Origin of the sequence: Halomonas sp. BDJS001 (assembly GCF_026104355.1) — a bacterium.
Lineage (GTDB): Bacteria > Pseudomonadota > Gammaproteobacteria > Pseudomonadales > Halomonadaceae > Vreelandella.
The window spans coordinates 2666840-2686450 of record NZ_CP110535.1 but is presented as its reverse complement, the minus strand read 5'-3'; the positions used below and the strand labels follow the sequence as shown (position 1 = coordinate 2686450).

Here is a 19611-nt window from a genome sequence, read left to right as displayed (position 1 = left end):
ATGATGCGCTATAACCAAGTGAAAGATTTAGTCGAATGGGCCGCAGGTTTTCATGCCCGCATGGCGCGCCAGTATAGCGAAGCTGCTGACGAGGCAGAGAATGAGCGCCTGCAGATGGCATTGAATTACTTGGCCAGCCGCGAGCTGAAAATGAAAACTGGCCTTGAAGATCTCTTCCGCGAGGGCTCTGATCATTCAGAGGTGCTGGAGTTATGGTTCGATGACTCCAGCGATTTCCCCCAGCCGCCTGAGTTGGATCGCCTGGCCGAACAAACAATCACCGGTTCGATAGAGGATGCGATGAGAACTGCCACATCGGCTCACCAGCGTCTGCAAGCACTATACGAACATCGCGCTTCGCGTGCAAAAATTGAGCCTGAAGAGGAGTTTTTCAACGCTCTGGCTCAAGGGCATAATGCTGAAATACGCCATATAATGGCGAGTATGGAAGAGTTGCAGGGCGTTTAATGCGTTTTTATCAGTGGATTATGGGGCATGGCTTTTGGGGTGCGCTAGCTGCGTATATGACGAAATTACTAACGGCAGATGTGGGAATAAGGTATAACAGCCACCAGATGTACCTAGTCGGCCAACCACGGGCTAATTTGTTTCGAGAGCTGTCATGTTTTTAGTTAATCGCCGTCGATTTTTAGTCATGGCGCTGAGCCTCCCAGCCGTTGCCAGCGCTGCTGTCACTGCACCCGTCATTACCGAGCCTGGGCAAGCTGCATCCACTGACCTGGTGCAAACGCTGCTTAGTCGCGCCCATGTGCCGCGCCACAGTAATGAGGTGTGGGTGTTGGTGGACGATAAGGAGGCCTCTCTCAGTGTTTATCGGGGTAATGCGCTGATGGAGCGTTTTGCCCCTGTGTCGCTTGGCCGTGCCGGGGCTAAAACCCAGCGGGTTCGCGGTGATAATGTGACGCCTATGGGTGAGTTTCATATCAACCGTTTTAATTACGAGAGCCAGTGGCGTACTTTCATCGGCATTGATTACCCAACGCCTGTACACGCTAGAATGGCGCTGGAGAAAGGAATTTATTCCCAAGCTGACTATGATAATTACTTCGACTACTATCGACGTTACGGCCGCCCGCCGCAAGATACCGCACTGGGTGGGGCGATTGGGATCCATGGCCTGGGTAGCGCAGACCCAGACATTCATGGTCGCTATCACTGGACCCAGGGGTGTGTCGCCGTTACCAATGAGCAAATTGATCGCTTGGTTGCGCTAGTGGGTGTTGGCACTCGTGTAGTGATCCGTTAAGCTAACGCCGTTGATGGAAGTTCGAGGTTTTAAACAAGTGGCTATAGACAACCGCTGTGGTCTATTATAAAACAGCGTTTGACTTGCGTGCTTCGCAGCACCAGTCACTGAAAAGAACCTGCACCGCAGGTAGACAAATTTAAGCTAAGAACTTATTCTAATTTAAGTGACTAGCCTTATTTTTGTCATACCCTTAACGTAGTACCCAAGGACGACTCAAGGAGAACATTATGACTCTGAAAACTACTCTGAAGATGACTGCTGCTGCCGCTTCTCTGGCAATTCTTGCTGGTTGTGCTTCTACCAGCGCGCTGGAAGAAGTTCGCATGACTGCAGAATCTGCACAGGCTGACGCTGCAGAAGCACGCAGCATGGCTTCACAAGCTATGAACACTGCAAACCAAGCCCAGCGCGATGCGCAGGCCGCTCTGCAGATGTCTGAGCAGAACCGTGAAGAAATGAACCGTATGTTCCAGCGCTCCATGCAGAAGTAATTCTGCTTGGGCTGCTGAGGGAGTCACCAGACTCTCTCAGCAGCTGCTGGATGTAGTTAGTTAAGATATCGAAAGCAGGGCGTCGTAAGTGTAAGCGTCAAACAATTAGATTATTTTACTAGCTGCGCAAAAACCCGCCTTGGCGGGGTTTTTTGTTGCTGCCTGCTTCTGCCGTTAAGCGTCTTTTTCGCCGTCAGTGGCGGCGCTGATCTTGAGCTCGTCAATCAGCTCCACGGGTTCTGGTTCTGGCTCGGGGGCCTGAGGGCCAAAGAGGGCGATAAACTGGCCGTCAGGGGCTTCTACGGCGCGCTGAATCCGCTCGGCATCTATTTCCACGTCACTCTCGGTCAACGCTGTGACGCGCTCAAGGGCATTAAGAAGTGGCTCAAAGCCTTCTACATTCTCTTCCAGCTGCGGGAATGACTGCACAAATAGCGTGCCGTCGGCAGCAAAGCCTGCTTTGAACGGCGCGTCCATCAGGTTGACCTGGGTGCCGCTGGGTAAGCGTTCGTAGAGCGATTTAATGTCTTCCGGATACATGCGAATGCAGCCGCGGCTAACGCGCATGCCCACGCCATCCGGGCGGTTAGTGCCATGAATGAGATAGCTTGGCATCGCCAGCAGGATCGCGTGCTCGCCCAGGGGGTTGTCAGGTCCAGGTGGTACTACGGAAGGCGCTGGCTCGCCACGTTCGGCTGCTTCACGGCGCATGGAGGCCGGTGGGGCCCAAGCGGGATCTTTAACCTTAACCGTGGTACGTGTGATGCCTACAGGGGTGGCGAACTCTTCACGGCCAACGCTCACCGGGTAGGTTTCGACAATGCCGGGTTTATCGGCGGGATAGTAGTAGAGGCGCAGCTCAGAAAGGTTAACGACAACACCTTCCCGCGGCGCAGGCGGCAGAATGTACTGGGCCGGAATCACCACCTCAGTACCTACGCCTGGCACCCAGAGGCTGACACCCGGGTTGGCCATGCGAATCTCTTCATAGCCAATATTGTGGCGTCGGGCGATGTCTATCAGTGTCTGCTTGGGGTCTTCAACGACGACGGTATAGCGCTCCCCTATCACATCGCCTTCCTCAGGGAGGCGGAAGTGACCGCGGGGCAGCTCGTCTTGACTGGCCACTTGGGTAGCACTGTCGGCGGCGTCGAGGCTGACTTGCTGAGCCTGTTCTGGAGTCGCCTCTTCTGACTGTTCTTGCGTCTGCTGTTCTTGCACTTGCTCTTGGGCTGGGCTCTCGGCCTGCTCGTCGTCGGCCGATTGCGCAAAAGCAGGGCTTGCCAGGCTGGCCGCGAGTAGTACGGCCAAACTGGTGGGCCCCAGAGAGTAAAGGTATTGCGAATGTTCATGGTCGTTCCTAATGTGTTAATTCACTGCTGTTGCGCGTTATGGGGCCACAGTTGCTGTTGCTGGTTTATGGCTGCCAGCCAGCGGCTGTTGACCAACCGGGCATGGCTACTGGTAAGTTTGCCCCAAGCGTCACGCCGCCGCTACTTTTTGATTAAGGGTGCTAAGCAGGTTTTCAAGCTGCTGGAAGCGCTTGTCGACACTTTCCATTGGTAATTCAAATCGTAAGGTGTCAGATCCATCTAAACGGTAGTGCTTTGGTGACGTCTGAATCAGGTTCACCAGGGTTAAAGGATCCACCTGGGTACTGCTATCAAACAGCACTCTGCCGCGGCTATCCCCAGCCTCGATCTTGCTGATGCCGAGCTGCTCTGCACGGTGGCGAAGCTTGGTTTGGCGAATCAGGTTTTTCAGCGGGTTGGGTAGTAAGCCAAAGCGATCGATCAGCTCAACCTGTAACTCTTTAAGCTCGCTATCGCTCTGAGTATTGGCGATCCGTTTGTACATCACCAGGCGTTGCTGCACATCGTGAATATAATCACTCGGGATCAGTGCAGGAAGGTTGAGACTAATTTCCACGCCGGTATTGAAGGGCGCATTGATATTGGGCGTTTTGCCCGCTCGAATGGCCTTCACGGCGCGATCCAGCATCTCCATATAGAGCGTGTAGCCGATGGTTTCCATCTGGCCGCTCTGCTCATCCCCCAGCAGTTCCCCTGCGCCACGGATCTCCATATCGTGACTGGCCAGGGTAAAGCCTGCGCCTAGATCATCGGACGCGCTAATCGCTTCCAATCGCTTGATAGCATCACGGGTCATTGCTTTGGGCGGTGGCGTTAACAGGTAAGCGTAAGCCTGGTGATGGCTGCGCCCAACCCGGCCCCGCAGTTGGTGAAGTTGAGCCAGCCCAAACTTGTCAGCGCGTTCGATAATAATGGTGTTGGCGCTGGGCACATCAATGCCGGTTTCAATGATGGTCGAACACACCAGCACGTTAAAGCGCCGGTGATAGAAGTCCGACATGATCCGTTCCAGGCTGCGCTCGGGGAGTTGGCCGTGGGCAACCGCTACTCGCGCTTCGGGAATCAACTCGCGGATTTTTTCGGCGCTGTTCTCAATGGTTTTGACTTCGTTGTGCAGCACATACACCTGCCCCCCACGCAGTATCTCGCGCAGCAGAGCTTCCTTGATGATGCTGGTGTCGTGCTGTTGGACAAAGGTTTTGACTGACAGGCGCCGAGCGGGTGGCGTGGCAATGATCGACAGATCGCGGATACCGCTCATGGCCATATTGAGCGTGCGCGGGATCGGAGTGGCGGTTAGAGTCAAAATATCGACTTCGGCGCGTAGCGTTTTGAGCTTCTCTTTTTGCGCGACACCAAAGCGGTGCTCCTCATCGATAATCAGCAAACCCATTTTGGGTAGCTCAACGCTTTTGGCGAGCAGCTTATGGGTGCCAATGACGATGTCGGTTTGGCCGCTCTTGATGCTTTCCAGCGTCTGAGTGACCTCTTTGCCGCTGGTAAAGCGGGAGATTAGGCCAATATTGACGGCCGTGTCGGCAAAACGGTCACGGAAATTCTCAAAGTGCTGGCGAGCCAACAGGGTGGTGGGAACCAGTACCACTACCTGGCGTCCAGACTGCACGGCCAGAAATGCGGCGCGCATGGCCACTTCGGTTTTGCCGAAGCCAACGTCGCCACACACCACACGATCCATGGGCTGCGGGGAGGTCATATCGCTGATGACCGCTTCAATCGCCGCGTGCTGGTCGGCGGTCTCCTCAAACGGGAAGTTGCTGGCAAAGCGAACATACTCTTCGCCAGGGGCTTCGTAGACCACTCCTTGCTGGGCTTCCCGGCGGGCATAGACATCCAGCAGCTCCGCGGCGGTATCGCGAATCTTCTCAGCCGCTTTACGGCGGGCTTTCTCCCACTGATCCGAGCCGAGTTTATGCAGCGGGGCCAGTTCGTCGCCGGCACCGCTGTAGCGGGAGATCATATGCAGGCTGTCGACGGGTACATAAAGCTTGGCGCCATCGGCATAGGAAAGCGCCAGGAACTCATTCGCCTGGCCACCGGCCTCTAAGGTTTCCAGCCCTAGATAGCGGCCCACGCCGTGGGCCTGGTGAACCACTGGCGCGCCTTCGCGCAGTTCCGACAGGTGGCGTACCGCGAGTTCGTTATCATCCGTGGCTTTTTCGCGCCGACGGCTTTGGCGCACCACGTCACCAAACAGCTCCGTTTCGCTTATCACCGCAACGCTAGGGTTGTTCAGCCATAGGCCGCTGTCCACCAAGCCTTCGGTAATGGCATAGGGGGGCGCGCTGGCGATAAAGTCGTGGAAGCTATCGGCGTGGGGCAGCGAGAGCTTTAGCGGTGCGAGTATTTCTTCTAACGCTTCCCGGCGACCCCGCGACTCCGCTACAAACAGCACCCGGGTTTGGGCGTGGGTTTGCAAAAATGCCGACAGCTCGGCTAAAGGCTGCTTGGCGCGGGCGTTGATAGAGAGAGTAGGCAGCGGCGCAGCGTCAGGCTGCTGCGCGTGGCGCTGCTCACTATCTTCAGTAAGTTCGATGCGTGGGCGGGCTTTAATCGCCGAGAACACGTCGTTGACCGGAAAAAACGCCCGATGCGGAGGCAGCAGTGGTCGTGTGGGGTCAACGCCCAAATTGACATAGCGTGCGTCGATCGACTGCCAGTGCTGCTCAGCCGCCTCAAAAACCCCAGGCAGCAGCGCTACCCGGGTGTCGTCGGTCAGGTGGTCAAACAGCGAAGCGGTCTGCTCGAAAAACAGCGGCAGGTAGTGCTCAAGCCCCGGTGACGGAATGCCTTTTAACGCGTCGTTGTAAAGCGGACATTGGCGCGGGTCGACGTCGAACAGGGTTTCAAACTGCTCGCGAAAGCAGGCAATGGCGCTGCGGCTTAACGAGTATTCGTGAGCGGGGAGCAGCTCAAGCGATTCCAGTTTGTCAGTCGAGCGCTGGCTGCCAGGGTCGAAGTGGCGCAGCGTATCGATCTCATCATCGAATAGATCAATGCGGATCGGTTCGTCCATGCCCATGGCAAACAGGTCAATCAGCGCACCGCGCATGGCGTATTCGCCGGGTTCGTAAACCGTTTCAACGGCACGATAGCCTGCCCGGGAGAGGGACTCACGAAACCCTTCGCGATTTAAACGTTCACCGGTTTTGAGCGTCATCACCCGTCCGGCAATGTACTCAACCGGTGGCAGGCGCTGCATCAACGTGTTGATCGGCACCAGTACAATGCCGCGCACGCCATCTTGCAGTTGGCGCAGGGTGCGTAGCCGGGCCGAGACAATATCCTGATGGGGTGAAAAGCTATCGTAGGGCAGTGTTTCCCAGTCGGGGAAGGGCAGTACCGGTACATCGCTATAAAAATAGAGATCTTGTTCAAGGCGCTGCGCGCTGGCCGTATTGGGAGTGATCACCAATAGCGGGGCTTCAACAGCAACGCGTGAGAGTGCCAGCGCAGTCGCGCTACCCGGCGGCGATGTCCAGTAGAGCGTATCGCGAGTCCCTTGGGGCTGGGGCGGTTCGAGCAGTGAGAATGTCGGCATAAGCAAGATATCGTTTTGCGCTGAAACGGAAAAGAGATCATACACGATCACCGGTTTCAGTCAGAGTGCCGCGGCTTAAGGTAGCGGGTGAATCTGTTCTGAACGGCGTTTTGTAGTGAGATTGGCATTTATGTAATACCCCTACATGTTGTGCGACTATCCTTTCATTGCGGTCCCGAAGCTTGCCCCGGATAATGCACTCTTCGTTCCCACTACCTGATGAGGCCGCACGTGAGTCAGCAAGCGCTCGAAAACGTTTTTCAAGAATGGCAAGGCAACGAAGCCTTGGCGGAGCAGATGATCCCGTTAGTAGGGCAGCTCTATCGTCAGAATAACGTCGTTGCCACCATGTTCGGGCGTTCGCTTATTAAACGGTCGGTCATTCGTATTCTGAAAGACCACCGCTTCGTGCGCAAAATAGAAGGAACCGAGCTCTCTGTTGAGGACACTTACCCTATCGTCAAAGGGATGGTCGCTTTAAATCTTGGCCCTGCCCATGTAGATGTGGGGAAACTGGCGGTAATGTTCAAGAATCTGGGCGGTGGGGATGTCGACGCCTTCCTGCGTAAAGAGCTGCACGAGATTATTGATGGTTACCAGCCGGGCGCTAGCACCGGGGAGCCGCAAGATGTGGTGCTCTACGGTTTTGGACGTATTGGTCGTTTGCTGGCGCGAGTAATGGTGGAGAAAGCTGGGGGCGGTAATCTACTGCGTTTGCGCGCTATTGTGGTGCGAGGCCGTGGCGATGTCGCTAAAGACCTTGAGAAGCGTGCCAGCCTGCTGCGCCGAGACTCTGTGCATGGGCCCTTTGACGGCACTATCATGGTCGATGCAGAGGCTCGCACACTGACGGTCAACGGCAATGTTATTCAGGTGATTTACGCTGATTCGCCCAGTGAGATTGACTACACCAAGTATGATATCGATAACGCGGTGATTGTTGATAATACCGGTATCTGGCGCGATGAAGAGGGCCTGGGCCAGCACCTGAAGTGTAAGGGCGCTGCCAAAGCGCTGCTGACGGCACCAGGTAAAGGCGATATCAAGAATATTGTTTATGGTATTAACCACGAGTCGATCGGCGACGGCGACCTTATTGTCTCCGCCGCGTCCTGTACCACTAATGCGATCGTTCCGGTGCTGAAAGTACTTAACGATGAGTACGGTGTGGTCAATGGTCACGTGGAAACTGTGCATGCTTACACCAATGACCAGAACCTGATCGATAACTACCATAAAGGTGACCGTCGTGGCCGTAGTGCAGCGCTGAACATGGTCTTGACCGAGACAGGTGCTGCCAAGGCGGTATCCAAGGCGCTGCCTGAACTCGAGGGCAAGCTGACCGGCAACGCTATCCGCGTGCCGATTCCCAATGTCTCTATGGCTATTCTCAACCTGACACTGGATAAAACGACTGACTCTGTGGCGCTCAACGATTATCTGCGCCGGATGTCGATTGAGTCGGCCTATCAGAAGCAAATTGACTTTGTTGACTCTGCAGAAGTGGTGTCGTCGGACTTTGTGGGCAACCGCCATGCCGGTATCGTGGATGCTAAAGCTACCATCGCCAACGGTCATCACGCGGTCATTTATGTGTGGTATGACAACGAGTTTGGTTATAGCTGCCAGGTCGTGCGTATCCTCCAGCAGATGTCTAATGTGCGGTTCTTAAAGCTGCCGCGCTAATTAAGAGCGTATTGGAAGCCACGCATAAAGGCCTACCGCTCCAAGCAAACGTTCCACGCCACCTTCGGGTGGCGTTTTCTTTTCCGTTTTCAAGCCTTTTATTAATGTCTATAGCACTTTTGGTGGTCATCAGGGATGTGGTCATTGGACGCGCTTGTCTTTATAATACGAGGGATTTTTCGGGGTGGTTCAAGTGCTGCTTGGGCCGGACTGGTAACAATCTGAGCAGAACATAACAATTCGCTGAGCAGAAAATAAGCATTCGAACCCCATACCTTCGTATATCCGATCCAACAACTGGGCGAGACTATGATCGAAGTCAAAAAAGGCCTGGATCTCCCCATCACGGGAGCGCCCGAGCAGCGTATTGAAGATGCGCGGCCTGTGCGTCACGTGGCAATCCTGGGTACTGACTACGTTGGCATGAAGCCAACCATGGAAGTTCAGGAAGGGGATAAGGTCAAACTGGGCCAATTGCTCTTCACCGATAAGAAAATTGATGGTGTGCGCTATACCGCGCCCGCTGCCGGTGAAGTGCTTGCAATAAACCGTGGCGAAAAACGTCGTTTACTGTCTGTCGTGATCAAAGTCGACGAAACTGAGGAAGCGGTCGAATTCGCTGCTCATGATCGTAATGCCTTAGCGCAACTTGAACGTCAGGTCGTGGTCGACCAACTGGTAGAGTCGGGACTCTGGACTGCTTTACGCACCCGTCCCTTCTCGCGCACACCGGCCATTGATAGCACCCCGGCCGATATTTTTGTAACTGCCGTGGATACTCATCCACTTAGCCCTGATCCTGCACTGATCATCAATGAACAGGCACAGGCATTCGAAGATGGCCTCAAGGTGTTAGCGCGCCTGACCGAGGGCAACGTCTTCTTATGTACGGGCGAAAATGCTTCCATTCCGGGCGGCGATGTTGACGGTGTTAAAGCGGAAAGCTTTGCTGGCCCTCATCCAGCCGGGCTTGTCGGTACCCATATCCATTACCTATCTCCGGTCGCACTGCATAAAAAAGTGTGGCACATCGGCTATCAGGACGTTATCGCGTTCGGTAAGTTTTTTGTAGAAGGGAAACTGGATATGACCCGCGTGGTCGCCATTGGTGGCCCGCGTGCTGAAAATCCGCGTCTGATCCGTACCCGTATTGGCGCTAGTACAGATGAACTCCTGGTCAATGAAATCATCAAACCCGAAGACACCCGGGTAATTTCAGGCTCTGTTTTCTCTGGCTTTGCCGCCGAGGGTAAGTTGACCTACCTTGGCCGCTTCAGCAATCAGCTAAGCTTGCTGGAGGAAGGCAATAAGCGCACCTTTATGGGGTGGCTCTCTCCCGGTGCTAATCGTCACTCTGTATTAGGCATCTACATCTCTAAGATTAAGGGCCTGAGCAACTATGCACCGACCACATCTACCAATGGCTCCGAGCGTGCTATGGTGCCGGTAGGTGCCTATGAGACGGTGATGCCGCTGGATATCATGCCGACTCAGCTACTGCGTTCGCTGATCGTGGGCGACATTGAGGTTGCCATGCAGCTTGGGTGTTTGGAGCTGGACGAAGAGGATCTGGCGCTGTGCACGTATGTTTGCCCTGGCAAATACGAATATGGCCCTATCCTGCGTGACAATCTCACCATGATCGAGAAAGAGGCCTGATGATGGGTATTCAACAGACACTCCAAAATATCGAGCCGCATTTCCACAAAGGCGGAAAGTACGAAAAGTTCTATCCGCTGTTTGAAGCGGTCGATACAATTTTCTACACACCGCCGAGCGTGGCCAAAACCACTGCTCACGTGCGCGATGGTGTCGATCTTAAGCGCATCATGATTACCGTCTGGCTGTGCACCTTCCCAGCGATGCTGTTCGGTATGTGGAACGCCGGCTGGCAGGCTAACACCGCCATCGATGCGGGCTACGCCTCTATGGGAGGCTGGCGCGAAGCGATTATGATGACGCTGTCGTCAGGACATGATGCAAATAGTCTTTGGGCTAATTTTGTTCTCGGCGCCACCTACTTCCTCCCCATCTATCTGGTCACCTTTGTGGTCGGTGGTTTTTGGGAGGTGTTGTTTGCTATCAAGCGTGGACACGAAGTTAACGAAGGCTTCTTCGTTACCTCGGTGCTGTTTGCCTTGATTCTACCGGCGACTATTCCGCTTTGGCAGGTTGCCCTGGGCATCACCTTTGGTGTGGTGATTGGTAAAGAGATCTTCGGTGGCACGGGTAAGAATTTCTTGAACCCCGCGCTAACAGGCCGTGCCTTTCTTTACTTTGCCTACCCAGCGCAAATCTCAGGTGACTCTGTGTGGGTAGCCGCCGATGGCTACACCGGTGCCACGGCACTCTCTATGGCGTTCCAGGACGGTATGTCTGCGCTGACCGATGCCTTCAGCTGGTGGGATGCCTTCCTTGGCTTTATGCCCGGTTCAGTGGGCGAGGTCTCAACGCTGGCGATCTTTATCGGCGCGGCTGTATTGCTGTGGACAGGAATTGCCTCTTGGCGAATCATGCTGGGTGTGTTCCTGGGCATGGTGGTTACCAGTACCCTGTTTAACCTGATCGGCTCTGACACCAACCCGATGTTTGCCATGCCATGGTACTGGCACCTGGTGATCGGCGGTTTCGCCTTCGGTATGGTGTTCATGGCCACCGACCCCGTCTCAGCCTCGATGACCAATCAAGGTCGCCTGCTGTTTGGCGCGCTGATTGGTGTGATGACCGTCCTGATTCGCGTTGTGAACCCGGCTTTCCCGGAAGGCATCATGCTGGCGATCTTATTCGCTAACCTGTTTGCGCCGTTGATTGACCATTTCTTCGTCCAGGCCAACATTAAGCGTCGCGTTAAGCGTACCGGCGTACCGGCTGAGGAGACTGCCTAATGGCACAAGGTAACAACTCCATCAAGAAAGTCCTGATAGTGGCGTTCTCGCTTTGTATTGTGTGCTCCGTCATTGTCTCGACAGCAGCGGTCGCTTTGCGGCCCATGCAGCAGCTTAACCAGGAGCTGGATCGTAAAACGAATATCTTAAACGTTGCCAAGCTTTACGAACCCGGCATGGACGTTGAAAAGGTATTTAGCGAAGAGATCACCGCTCGGGTTGTTGAGCTCGACACGGGTGAGTACTCCGATGAGTATGATCCGGATACTTACGACAGCTTTGAAGCCGCTCGTGACCCGGCTTCGGGGCGCACGCTCTCTGGCGATACCGATATTGCTGGCCTATCGCGGGTCGAAAACTATGCCACGGTTTACCTGATTGGTGATGAAGAGGATCCGGAGCAGATCGTGCTACCGATTCGTGGACAGGGGCTCTGGGGGTTAATGCGTGGTTTCCTGGCCGTAGAGGGTGATGGCAATACCATTGTCAGTATCACCTATTACGAGCACAGTGAAACACCTGGCCTGGGCGCTGAAGTTAACAACCCGCGCTGGCAAGCTCAGTGGGAAGGCAAGAAGATTTACGATGAAGAGGGCGACCTCTCACCGGAAATTCACCTGACCAAAGGCGGCGCCAGTGACGAATACGAAGTCGATGCGCTATCTGGCGCTACGCTAACCAGTAACGGCGTAACGAATATGCTGCAATTCTGGCTGAGCGAAGAAGCATTCGGTCCCTATTTGGCTAAATTCCGCAGCGGCACGGAGCCGGAAGACGCCGAAGAGACCGATACCAACTTCGAAGACGTTGAGGGGGCCTGATCATGGCGGACGTAAATGCAAAAGGCGTTTTAACGGCGCCGATTTTCAAGAACAACCCCATTGCGCTGCAAATTCTGGGGATCTGTTCGGCACTTGCGGTAACCACCAGTATGAGCGTATCGCTCGTTATGGCGTTGGCGGTTATTTTCGTAACGGCATTCTCAAATCTGTTCGTATCGTTGATCAGGAATCATATTCCTTCTTCGATTCGTATCATCGTGCAGATGACGATTATTGCCTCACTGGTTATCGTGGTTGATCAGATTCTCAAAGCGTATGCCTATGAGATGTCCAAGCAGCTCTCGGTCTTTGTGGGTTTGATCATCACTAACTGTATCGTCATGGGTCGCGCTGAAGGCTTTGCGATGTCCAATACGCCGGGTATGTCGTTTCTTGACGGTATCGGCAATGGTCTGGGCTATGGCTTTGTTCTCATGGTGGTAGGTTTCTTCCGTGAACTGCTAGGTGCAGGTAGCGTATTTGGTATCACCATCCTGCAAACCGTACAAAACGGTGGTTGGTACGTTCCCAACGGCTTGCTGTTACTGCCACCTTCGGCGTTCTTTATTATCGGTCTACTGATTTGGGTTCTGCGTTCCGTCAACCCCGAGCAGGTAGAAGATAATGAGTTCAAAATGAAGGAAAACACCAAGCCCAAGGAGGCCGTGTAACATGGAACATTATCTGAGTCTTTTTGTTGCCTCGGTGTTTGTTGAGAACATGGCACTGGCCTTCTTCCTGGGGATGTGTACTTTCTTGGCGGTGTCCAAAAAAGTCTCCTCAGCGATTGGCCTGGGTATCGCTGTTATTGTGGTGCTGACTGTCACCGTACCGGTTAACAACCTCGTCTATACCTTCTTGCTGCAGGAAGGTGCGTTGACCTGGACTGGTATCAGCGGTGCTGAAAATATTGATTTGTCCTTCCTTGGTTTGCTCTCCTATATCGGCGTTATCGCTGCGCTGGTACAAATCATGGAGATGTTCCTTGATAAGTACGTGCCAGCGCTTTACAACGCGCTAGGGGTATTCCTGCCGCTGATTACCGTTAACTGCGCCATTCTTGGTGGTGTGCTGTTTATGGTAGAGCGTAGCTATAACTTCGGTGAAGCCGTGGTCTATGGCTTTGGTGCGGGTACCGGTTGGGCACTGGCCATTGCGGCCCTGGCGGGTATTCGTGAAAAGCTGAAGTACAGCGATGTGCCGGGTGGCCTGCAAGGGCTGGGCATTACTTTCATCACCGTGGGGCTGATGTCGTTGGGCTTTATGTCCTTCTCGGGCATTCAGCTTTAAACGGCGCCGGTTTTTCCCAGCGGTGCGGAACACCGCTGGGTAATAGAAAACCTCCAGCAATAGGAAACCGACATGGTTGATACAACAGTCATCTTGCTCGGTGTTGTCATGTTCACGGTCATCGTTATTAGCTTAACGGCGATCATTCTGGCAGCGCGAAGCAAGCTTGTGAGTAGCGGGGACGTGACCATTGAAGTCAACGGCGACCCCGAACACACTTTGAAGACCCAGGCCGGTGGTAAGCTGCTCAACACGCTTGCCGCTAACGGCATTTTTCTCTCTTCCGCCTGTGGCGGCGGTGGTTCTTGTGCTCAGTGTAAGTGCCGGGTAGAAGAGGGCGGCGGCTCTATTTTGCCGACCGAAGAATCGCACTTCACCATGCGTGAGAAGAAAGAGGGCTGGCGCCTCTCCTGTCAGGTACCTGTAAAACAGGACATGAAGGTAGAAGTGCCTGAAGAAGTCTTCGGGGTGAAGAAGTGGGAATGCGAGGTTATCGCTAACCCCAACGTTGCCACCTTTATCAAAGAGCTGAACCTGAAACTACCTGAAGGCGAAGAAGTTGCCTTCCGCGCCGGTGGCTACGTCCAGCTGGTTGCGCCCCCTTATGATGTCAAATTCTCTGATTTTGATATTGAAGAGGAGTACCGGGGTGACTGGGAAAAATTTGATATGTTCAAAATTTCCCATAAGAACAACGAGGAAGTGATTCGCGCCTACTCCATGGCGAATTACCCGGATGAGAAGGGTATCCTCAAGTTCAATATTCGTATCGCTACGCCGCCTCCCGGCACTGACCACCCCCCCGGCTTGATGTCGACTTACGTCTTCAGCCTTAAAGAGGGCGATAAGGTCACTGTGATGGGGCCGTTCGGCGAGTTCTTTGCCCGTGATACTGATGCTGAGATGATCTTTATCGGTGGTGGTGCGGGTATGGCGCCGATGCGCAGTCACATCTTCGATCAACTGAAGCGCTTGAAGACTGATCGTAAGATTACCTTCTGGTACGGCGCTCGCTCCTGGCGTGAAACCTTCTACAACGAAGAGTATGACCAGTTAGCCGAAGAGTTCCCCAACTTTGAGTGGCACTTAGCACTATCCGATCCCCAGCCGGAAGATAACTGGGAAGGGCCGACAGGCTTTATCCATAACGTGCTGTACGAAAACTATCTGAAGGATCACCCAGCGCCTGAAGATTGTGAATACTACATGTGTGGGCCGCCAATGATGAACGCCTCGGTTATCAAGCTGCTGCTTGATATGGGCGTTGAGCCGGAAAATATCCTGTTGGATGATTTCGGTGGCTAAGCACTTGATGTAAATCGAGCGCAAACGTTAAACGGGGCTGGCCTTTTGGGCTGGCCCTGTTTTTTATACGCATGGGCGAACAAGTGGGTGCTTGACGATAGACAGCGTTAATGACTCATCACTGCGCTGATAAGTAAGGCTCGGCTAAGGTATAATGGTGGTAATGAGGAATGACCGTGAGGCACTTATCACGACAACTGTTGTCGTCAGGTGAGGCCAATAATTTAAAGCTAAGCAATGTGATGCTGGGAGGTTGATATGACGATTTGGCTGCTGGTACTCGGCTTTATGGCGCTGATAATGGGGGCGATGGCCGTGGGCGTCATTATGGGCCGCAAACCGATTGCCGGTTCATGCGGTGGTTTGAATCAAATCGGCATGAAAGATGGCTGCGATATTTGCGGTGGCAAAGACGAGGTTTGTGAAGAAGAGAATCGTAAGCGTGGTGGCGTGCGCCGCCGTAGCGACGAGAGCCGCGGTGCCGATTTGGGCTACGATGCCACACGCCGGTAACGCGTGAGTTGAGATAAAGGCATGCAGGTCTACGTACCCATCCATTTGTAGTGAATCTATGCGTAAATCATGCGTGTGGAAGGGCGTATTTTTTAACGGGGAACAGGGGACGCAGTGAGTATGGCGGTTCACAATTACGATGTTGTGGTGATCGGTACGGGGCCTGCAGGGGAGAGTGCTGCCATCAACGCTGCCAAGCATGGCAAGCGTGTTGCGATTATTGAGAAGCAGGCGCAGGTAGGGGGTAACTGCACTCACTGGGGGACGATCCCGTCCAAAGCGTTGCGCCATCAGGTTAAACAGATCATGGCGTTCAACACCAACCGTATGTTCCGCGATATTGGTGAGCCACGCTGGTTCTCTTTTCCCAAAGTGATGGAGCGCTCGCGGGGTACCATCGATAAGCAGGTAGAGATGCGCACGACTTTTTATGCGCGTAACCGTATTGATCTTTTCCACGGTGTTGCTCGTTTTAAAGATGAGCATACCCTGTTGGTTCGTGACCGTCAGGAAGGTATGGAAGAATTAGTGGCTAAGAAGTTTGTGATTGCCACTGGTTCACGCCCCTATCGTCCAGCGGATATCAACTTCCGCCACCCACGTATTTACTGCTCTGACACCATATTAAGCCTCTTGCATACCCCGCGAACCCTTATCATTTTTGGGGCCGGGGTGATTGGCTGTGAATACGCATCGATCTTTTCGGGCCTGGGTGTCAAAGTTGATCTCATTAATAACCGAGATAGCTTGCTATCGTTTCTGGACGACGAGATTAGTGATGCGCTCTCTTACCATTTGCGCAAGCACGGGGTGTTGGTTCGACATAACGAAGAGTATGAAAGTGTTGAGGGCGATGAGTCAGGCGTCGTTGTGCGTCTCAAGTCGGGCAAGAAAATTCGCGCCGACGCTTTTTTGTGGGCCAATGGGCGAACCGGTAATACCGACAGTTTAGGCCTTGAGAATATTGGCTTAACGGCTAATGGGCGTGGTCAATTAAGCGTTGATGAGCACTACCGTACCGCGGTTTCCCATATCTACGCAGCCGGCGATGTGATTGGCTGGCCGAGTTTGGCGAGCGCGGCTTACGATCAGGGTTTGAATTCGTGCAATGAGTTGCTCGATAAAGAGTATCGCTTTGTGAGTGATGTGCCCACCGGGATTTATACCATCCCCGAGATCAGCTCGTTTGGGCCCAATGAACGGGAGCTTACGGAAGCAAAAGTGCCTTACGAGGTAGGCAAAGCGTTCTTTAAAGATACCGCCAGGGCGCAGATTACGGGTGATACCGTGGGCATGTTGAAAATTCTTTTCCATCAGGACACATTGGAAATACTCGGCATTCACTGTTTTGGCGATCAGGCCTCCGAGATTCTGCATATCGGCCAAGCCATAATGCAGCAAGAGGGCGCTGCCAATACGCTGAAGTATTTTGTAAATACCACCTTTAACTACCCCACGATGGCAGAAGCCTACCGCGTGGCGGCTCAGAACGGTTTAAATCGGGTTTTCTAATGCTTACCGTTTATTCTAATAGTTGCCGTTTAAGAGTCGCTAGATTCGCGGATGAGAATATGAGTGCAAGCTTGTGCCTCGGTATAGGTTGGGGGTTCCCCAGGGGGTAGCAGGCTTTCAACCCTGTTACGCCCCAACGCTTTAGCCTGGTAGAGCGCTTTATCGGCAAACGAGTAAAGCTGTTCAAACGACAGCGAACCGCTTTGGCATGTCGTCACGCCGATACTAACGGTCGGGTGGGCATGTAGGTCGATCCCCCTAAAGGTATTAACTTCAACCTCCCGGCGTAGCCGATCCGCCGCCTGTAGCGCATCATGGGTCGTCGTGCTGGGCATCAATAAACAGAACTCCTCTCCACCGATTCTCGCTAATGTATCCGCAGGGCGGCTAAGCTGACGAAGCAGTTGACTGATCTGGCGAAGCACCTCATCGCCGGTTGGGTGGCCGTAGTTATCATTAATCTGCTTAAAGTGGTCAAGATCTAATAGCAGCAGGCTAAGTGGTACTTGATCGCGCTGTGCCTGGATGAGCGCTGCTGAGGCTACATTAACCAAATGTCGCCGGTTATAGAGCCCCGTCAACTCATCGGTTAGCATTAAACGATGCATAATGTTGCGCTGATGTTGTAGGTAAATGACGGCCAGGCAGAGCGTGATTGCAGCGCTGACCATCAACACCAGTAGCGCACTTACAGCGATCGAGAGTCGCTGCATGACTAAGCGCTGTTGAACGGATATGGCCCGAACCTTTTCCAGCAGTTGGTTATACAGCCAAGACTGAGCGCCGCCGACTTCAATGGCCATGCGCTGTAACGGGTCACGAAGCTCTGGGCGCTGCTGGGCTTCTTGTGCTTGCTGTTTTAGGTTTGAAAGGCGGCTATTAAGCTCGCTGAAATGCGTATTGAGATATTCAACATCCGCGATGAGATATCGATGGCGCTCAATACTGCGCTGTATGTTATTTAAATGCTGCTTGGAGAGTGAAATAAAATAATCGATGTATTGAATATGTTCGCTGTCAGGTAAGCGGCTGCTTTCCTCCAGGGCGGCACGTAACTGAGGTGTGGCTTGCTGGGCCAAGACTATGTCACTCATCAGCGTGGTGTAGTCAGCACTGGCTTTTTGGCACGCACTGTAGAGGTAGCTACCCATCACAGCCGACATCGCGAAGAGGAGGGCAGTAAAAATGGATGCTAAGCGTCCGCCAGGCTGACGAAGAAAGCGACGCATCATCACAGGATAATCAGCAAGCAGCCAGTGATGCCGCCTCTCTCTGCATACTGCTGAGCAGGCGAGAGTACGTTTGATAAAAAAGCGTAGTGACAGTGATCAAAAGAGAGCTTCCGTTGCACAGGGCAGTTCCACATGGCACCTCTCCCGTTAATGGTTAGGTAATCCAATGAACAGCTAACATCATCCTTGTGCAACTTAAGCACTCACTCGCCGTATCGGCTATCCCACAACTTTACTAATCGCAGCATCATAGTTATGCTCGTTATTATTAATATCGAGTTTAGTAATTGATTTTAATTGCTTTTTAAGGAGTCCAGGGCTAAGCGCGCTTTTTCTTGCCAGCTACCCTCAAGAGATGCGGCCTGGGTTAACGCTTCACGGGCCGCGTCTGGGGACTCGCTTTGCAGCAGTACAAGACCCAGATTTAGCCATGCAGCACCCATCGCTTCATCCAGTTCGGTTGCTCGCTCAAACGCTTTGCGGGCGTTGTCGGGTTGCTGGTCAGCATAAAAGGCGTTGCCCAGCGCAAACTGCCCTATTGCGTTAGCCGGGTGACGTGCCACAAACGCTTGCCAGCTTGAGAGCGTTGCACGTGGCCCGTGGGTCTCTTCGTAGGCGCTAATTGCTTCTAAGGCATTACGGGCGCTAATACCCGCCGGTAGCGTACCAGGCTCTGCCACTACAAATCCCCAGCGCTCAGTACGTGCCCAGGTGGCATCGAAACGGCTAAACGACAGTGTATGCCGCTCAATTTCTCCGCTACGCAGAATAAGCGTTTCATTGGGTAGGTCGTAGCCAATGGCGACGGCGTAGTGCCACATTGGGTAAATTGGCAACGACAAATTTTGCATGACCACCACCGGGTCGCCCGCTGCCAAATGGTTTAACAAGGCATCCATGGTGCCGCGAATAGGAAACGCAAGCCGCTCATGGCGCCGCACCGTGGCCAGCATTTCAGGCTGCACACTGCCATCGCGCCCAGGCAGAAATACCTGAGGAATCAGCTCGTCAACGCCAGTGTCGACACCCTGATGGTTGAGCACCATTGCCAGCGTGGCAGGGCCACACTGATATTCCGTTTGGGCATAAAACGGCACGCTGGTGATTTCTGTATGAGGCGGTAGCGCTTGATAGGTGCTTTGCAGTAATACCGGGTTTCGCGCACAGCCGCTGAGCAGTAACAGCATAATAAAAACGCCCGCAAAGCGGGCGTTGGAAAACAGATAGGTCATGAGCGGCCTATATTAGCGAGTAAACGGATAAACGTCGGTTAGGCCGAGAATATCGGTGACCAGCAAAATAATGAAAACAGCGAATAACGCGCCTACAACGCCAGCACCGGCTGGCAACTGTTCAAGCTGTTCCGCCATCTGCTGTGCTTCTGCATCGCTTAGAGCGGCAACACGGGCTTCGACTTCATCTAGATCAACACCCTGTTTTACCAGTTGATCTTGCACATCGGCGCGGGCCAGAATCTCGTTAATCCGTTCGCGATCAGCGCCAGCACGGTCAGCTGACAAAACAGATTGGGTAGAGACCAAATCCATGGATTGAGTTGCAGCGGGGGCAGCAGCAACGGGTAAGCTGGTAATAACGAGCACTGCAATCAGCAGGGTAGAGAGGTAAGCACGCAATGTTTTCATCGTCTTCTTCCTTATAGACTAGTCGGGGTGG

Annotated in this window: 16 protein-coding genes and 1 pseudogene; 12 read left to right on the top strand and 5 right to left on the bottom strand. The window is 53.5% G+C overall.

All coding sequences use genetic code 11. The annotated features are described in order from the left end of the window. Positions 1-3: 3 nt before the first annotated feature. From OM794_RS12455 to OM794_RS12445, 3 genes are all read left to right on the top strand, one after another. Entirely contained in the window at positions 4-468 is a 465-nt protein-coding gene (locus tag OM794_RS12455; RefSeq protein WP_211595429.1) for a 2-hydroxyacyl-CoA dehydratase, read from the top strand. A 154-nt stretch (positions 469-622) separates the two neighbouring features. Continuing rightward, positions 623-1267, top strand: coding sequence for a L,D-transpeptidase family protein (locus tag OM794_RS12450; protein ID WP_211595135.1), 645 nt, complete (start codon positions 623-625; stop codon positions 1265-1267). Positions 1268-1497: 230 nt separating this feature from the next. Continuing rightward, complete coding sequence (locus OM794_RS12445; protein ID WP_022523170.1) at positions 1498-1761, top strand: Lpp/OprI family alanine-zipper lipoprotein; 264 nt, start codon at positions 1498-1500, stop codon at positions 1759-1761. Positions 1762-1935: 174 nt separating this feature from the next. On the opposite strand, the pseudogene OM794_RS12440 reads toward OM794_RS12445, so the two are convergent. Together OM794_RS12440 and mfd are read right to left on the bottom strand one after the other, a co-directional pair. After that, positions 1936-3113, bottom strand: a pseudogene (locus tag OM794_RS12440) (L,D-transpeptidase family protein). Positions 3114-3243: 130 nt separating this feature from the next. Next, positions 3244-6693 carry a transcription-repair coupling factor gene (mfd, locus tag OM794_RS12435; RefSeq protein ID WP_226249240.1) on the bottom strand — a complete coding sequence of 1150 codons (3450 nt, stop codon included), beginning with the start codon at positions 6691-6693 and terminating at the stop codon, positions 3244-3246. Positions 6694-6924: 231 nt separating this feature from the next. Here mfd and OM794_RS12430 point away from each other — a divergent pair, with 231 nt between their 5' ends. The 9 genes from OM794_RS12430 (at position 6925) to sthA (ending at position 16705) form a co-directional block, all read left to right on the top strand. Next, positions 6925-8379, top strand: a complete 1455-nt coding sequence (locus tag OM794_RS12430) for a glyceraldehyde-3-phosphate dehydrogenase (RefSeq protein WP_226249239.1) — start codon at positions 6925-6927, stop codon at positions 8377-8379. 309 nt (positions 8380-8688) lie between these two features. Further along, positions 8689-10038 (top strand): Na(+)-translocating NADH-quinone reductase subunit A, encoded by a 1350-nt coding sequence (locus OM794_RS12425; protein WP_088699932.1) that lies wholly within the window; start codon positions 8689-8691, stop codon positions 10036-10038. Further along, on the top strand, positions 10038-11264 hold the full coding sequence (locus OM794_RS12420) for an NADH:ubiquinone reductase (Na(+)-transporting) subunit B (RefSeq protein WP_226249238.1): 1227 nt from the start codon (positions 10038-10040) through the stop codon (positions 11262-11264). Before OM794_RS12425 ends, OM794_RS12420 begins: the two co-directional genes overlap by 1 nt. Then, on the top strand, positions 11264-12085 hold the full coding sequence (locus tag OM794_RS12415; RefSeq protein ID WP_211595120.1) for a Na(+)-translocating NADH-quinone reductase subunit C: 822 nt from the start codon (positions 11264-11266) through the stop codon (positions 12083-12085). The genes OM794_RS12420 and OM794_RS12415 overlap by 1 nt, the downstream gene beginning before the upstream one ends. 2 nt (positions 12086-12087) lie before the next feature. Continuing rightward, positions 12088-12756 carry an NADH:ubiquinone reductase (Na(+)-transporting) subunit D gene (locus OM794_RS12410; protein ID WP_211595118.1) on the top strand — a complete coding sequence of 223 codons (669 nt, stop codon included), beginning with the start codon at positions 12088-12090 and terminating at the stop codon, positions 12754-12756. 1 nt (position 12757) lies between these two features. Next, positions 12758-13375 (top strand): NADH:ubiquinone reductase (Na(+)-transporting) subunit E, encoded by a 618-nt coding sequence (nqrE, locus tag OM794_RS12405; protein WP_211595115.1) that lies wholly within the window; start codon positions 12758-12760, stop codon positions 13373-13375. Between the two features lie 72 nt (positions 13376-13447). After that, positions 13448-14680: an NADH:ubiquinone reductase (Na(+)-transporting) subunit F gene (gene nqrF, locus OM794_RS12400; protein ID WP_211595113.1), complete on the top strand. Its 1233-nt coding sequence runs from the start codon at positions 13448-13450 to the stop codon at positions 14678-14680. 258 nt (positions 14681-14938) lie between these two features. Then, on the top strand, positions 14939-15193 hold the full coding sequence (gene nqrM / locus OM794_RS12395; protein WP_226249237.1) for a (Na+)-NQR maturation NqrM: 255 nt from the start codon (positions 14939-14941) through the stop codon (positions 15191-15193). 120 nt (positions 15194-15313) lie between these two features. After that, positions 15314-16705, top strand: a complete 1392-nt coding sequence (gene sthA / locus OM794_RS12390) for a Si-specific NAD(P)(+) transhydrogenase (protein ID WP_226249236.1) — start codon at positions 15314-15316, stop codon at positions 16703-16705. Between the two features lie 29 nt (positions 16706-16734). On the opposite strand, the gene OM794_RS12385 is transcribed toward sthA, so the two are convergent. The 3 genes from OM794_RS12385 to OM794_RS12375 all read right to left on the bottom strand — a co-directional run bounded on the left by OM794_RS12385 (position 16735) and on the right by OM794_RS12375 (position 19580). Further along, complete coding sequence (locus tag OM794_RS12385) at positions 16735-17937, bottom strand: sensor domain-containing diguanylate cyclase (RefSeq protein ID WP_226249235.1); 1203 nt, start codon at positions 17935-17937, stop codon at positions 16735-16737. A gap of 293 nt (positions 17938-18230) precedes the next feature. After that, complete coding sequence (locus tag OM794_RS12380; protein ID WP_265153766.1) at positions 18231-19169, bottom strand: PA2778 family cysteine peptidase; 939 nt, start codon at positions 19167-19169, stop codon at positions 18231-18233. A 12-nt stretch (positions 19170-19181) separates the two neighbouring features. After that, positions 19182-19580 carry a PA2779 family protein gene (locus tag OM794_RS12375; RefSeq protein WP_226249233.1) on the bottom strand — a complete coding sequence of 133 codons (399 nt, stop codon included), beginning with the start codon at positions 19578-19580 and terminating at the stop codon, positions 19182-19184. Positions 19581-19611 lie beyond the last annotated feature (31 nt).

What these genes read in the sequence shown, in the direction of transcription:
- OM794_RS12455 (WP_211595429.1), top strand. Translation starts at nt 4, where the DNA reads ATGCGCTATAACCAAGTGAAAGATTTAGTCGAATGGGCCGCAGGTTTT.
- OM794_RS12450 (WP_211595135.1), top strand. Translation starts at nt 623, where the DNA reads ATGTTTTTAGTTAATCGCCGTCGATTTTTAGTCATGGCGCTGAGCCTC.
- OM794_RS12445 (WP_022523170.1), top strand. Translation starts at nt 1,498, where the DNA reads ATGACTCTGAAAACTACTCTGAAGATGACTGCTGCTGCCGCTTCTCTG.
- mfd (WP_226249240.1), bottom strand. Translation starts at nt 6,693, where the DNA reads ATGCCGACATTCTCACTGCTCGAACCGCCCCAGCCCCAAGGGACTCGC.
- OM794_RS12425 (WP_088699932.1), top strand. Translation starts at nt 8,689, where the DNA reads ATGATCGAAGTCAAAAAAGGCCTGGATCTCCCCATCACGGGAGCGCCC.
- OM794_RS12420 (WP_226249238.1), top strand. Translation starts at nt 10,038, where the DNA reads ATGATGGGTATTCAACAGACACTCCAAAATATCGAGCCGCATTTCCAC.
- OM794_RS12415 (WP_211595120.1), top strand. Translation starts at nt 11,264, where the DNA reads ATGGCACAAGGTAACAACTCCATCAAGAAAGTCCTGATAGTGGCGTTC.
- OM794_RS12410 (WP_211595118.1), top strand. Translation starts at nt 12,088, where the DNA reads ATGGCGGACGTAAATGCAAAAGGCGTTTTAACGGCGCCGATTTTCAAG.
- nqrE (WP_211595115.1), top strand. Translation starts at nt 12,758, where the DNA reads ATGGAACATTATCTGAGTCTTTTTGTTGCCTCGGTGTTTGTTGAGAAC.
- nqrF (WP_211595113.1), top strand. Translation starts at nt 13,448, where the DNA reads ATGGTTGATACAACAGTCATCTTGCTCGGTGTTGTCATGTTCACGGTC.
- nqrM (WP_226249237.1), top strand. Translation starts at nt 14,939, where the DNA reads ATGACGATTTGGCTGCTGGTACTCGGCTTTATGGCGCTGATAATGGGG.
- sthA (WP_226249236.1), top strand. Translation starts at nt 15,314, where the DNA reads ATGGCGGTTCACAATTACGATGTTGTGGTGATCGGTACGGGGCCTGCA.
- OM794_RS12385 (WP_226249235.1), bottom strand. Translation starts at nt 17,937, where the DNA reads ATGATGCGTCGCTTTCTTCGTCAGCCTGGCGGACGCTTAGCATCCATT.
- OM794_RS12380 (WP_265153766.1), bottom strand. Translation starts at nt 19,169, where the DNA reads ATGACCTATCTGTTTTCCAACGCCCGCTTTGCGGGCGTTTTTATTATG.
- OM794_RS12375 (WP_226249233.1), bottom strand. Translation starts at nt 19,580, where the DNA reads ATGAAAACATTGCGTGCTTACCTCTCTACCCTGCTGATTGCAGTGCTC.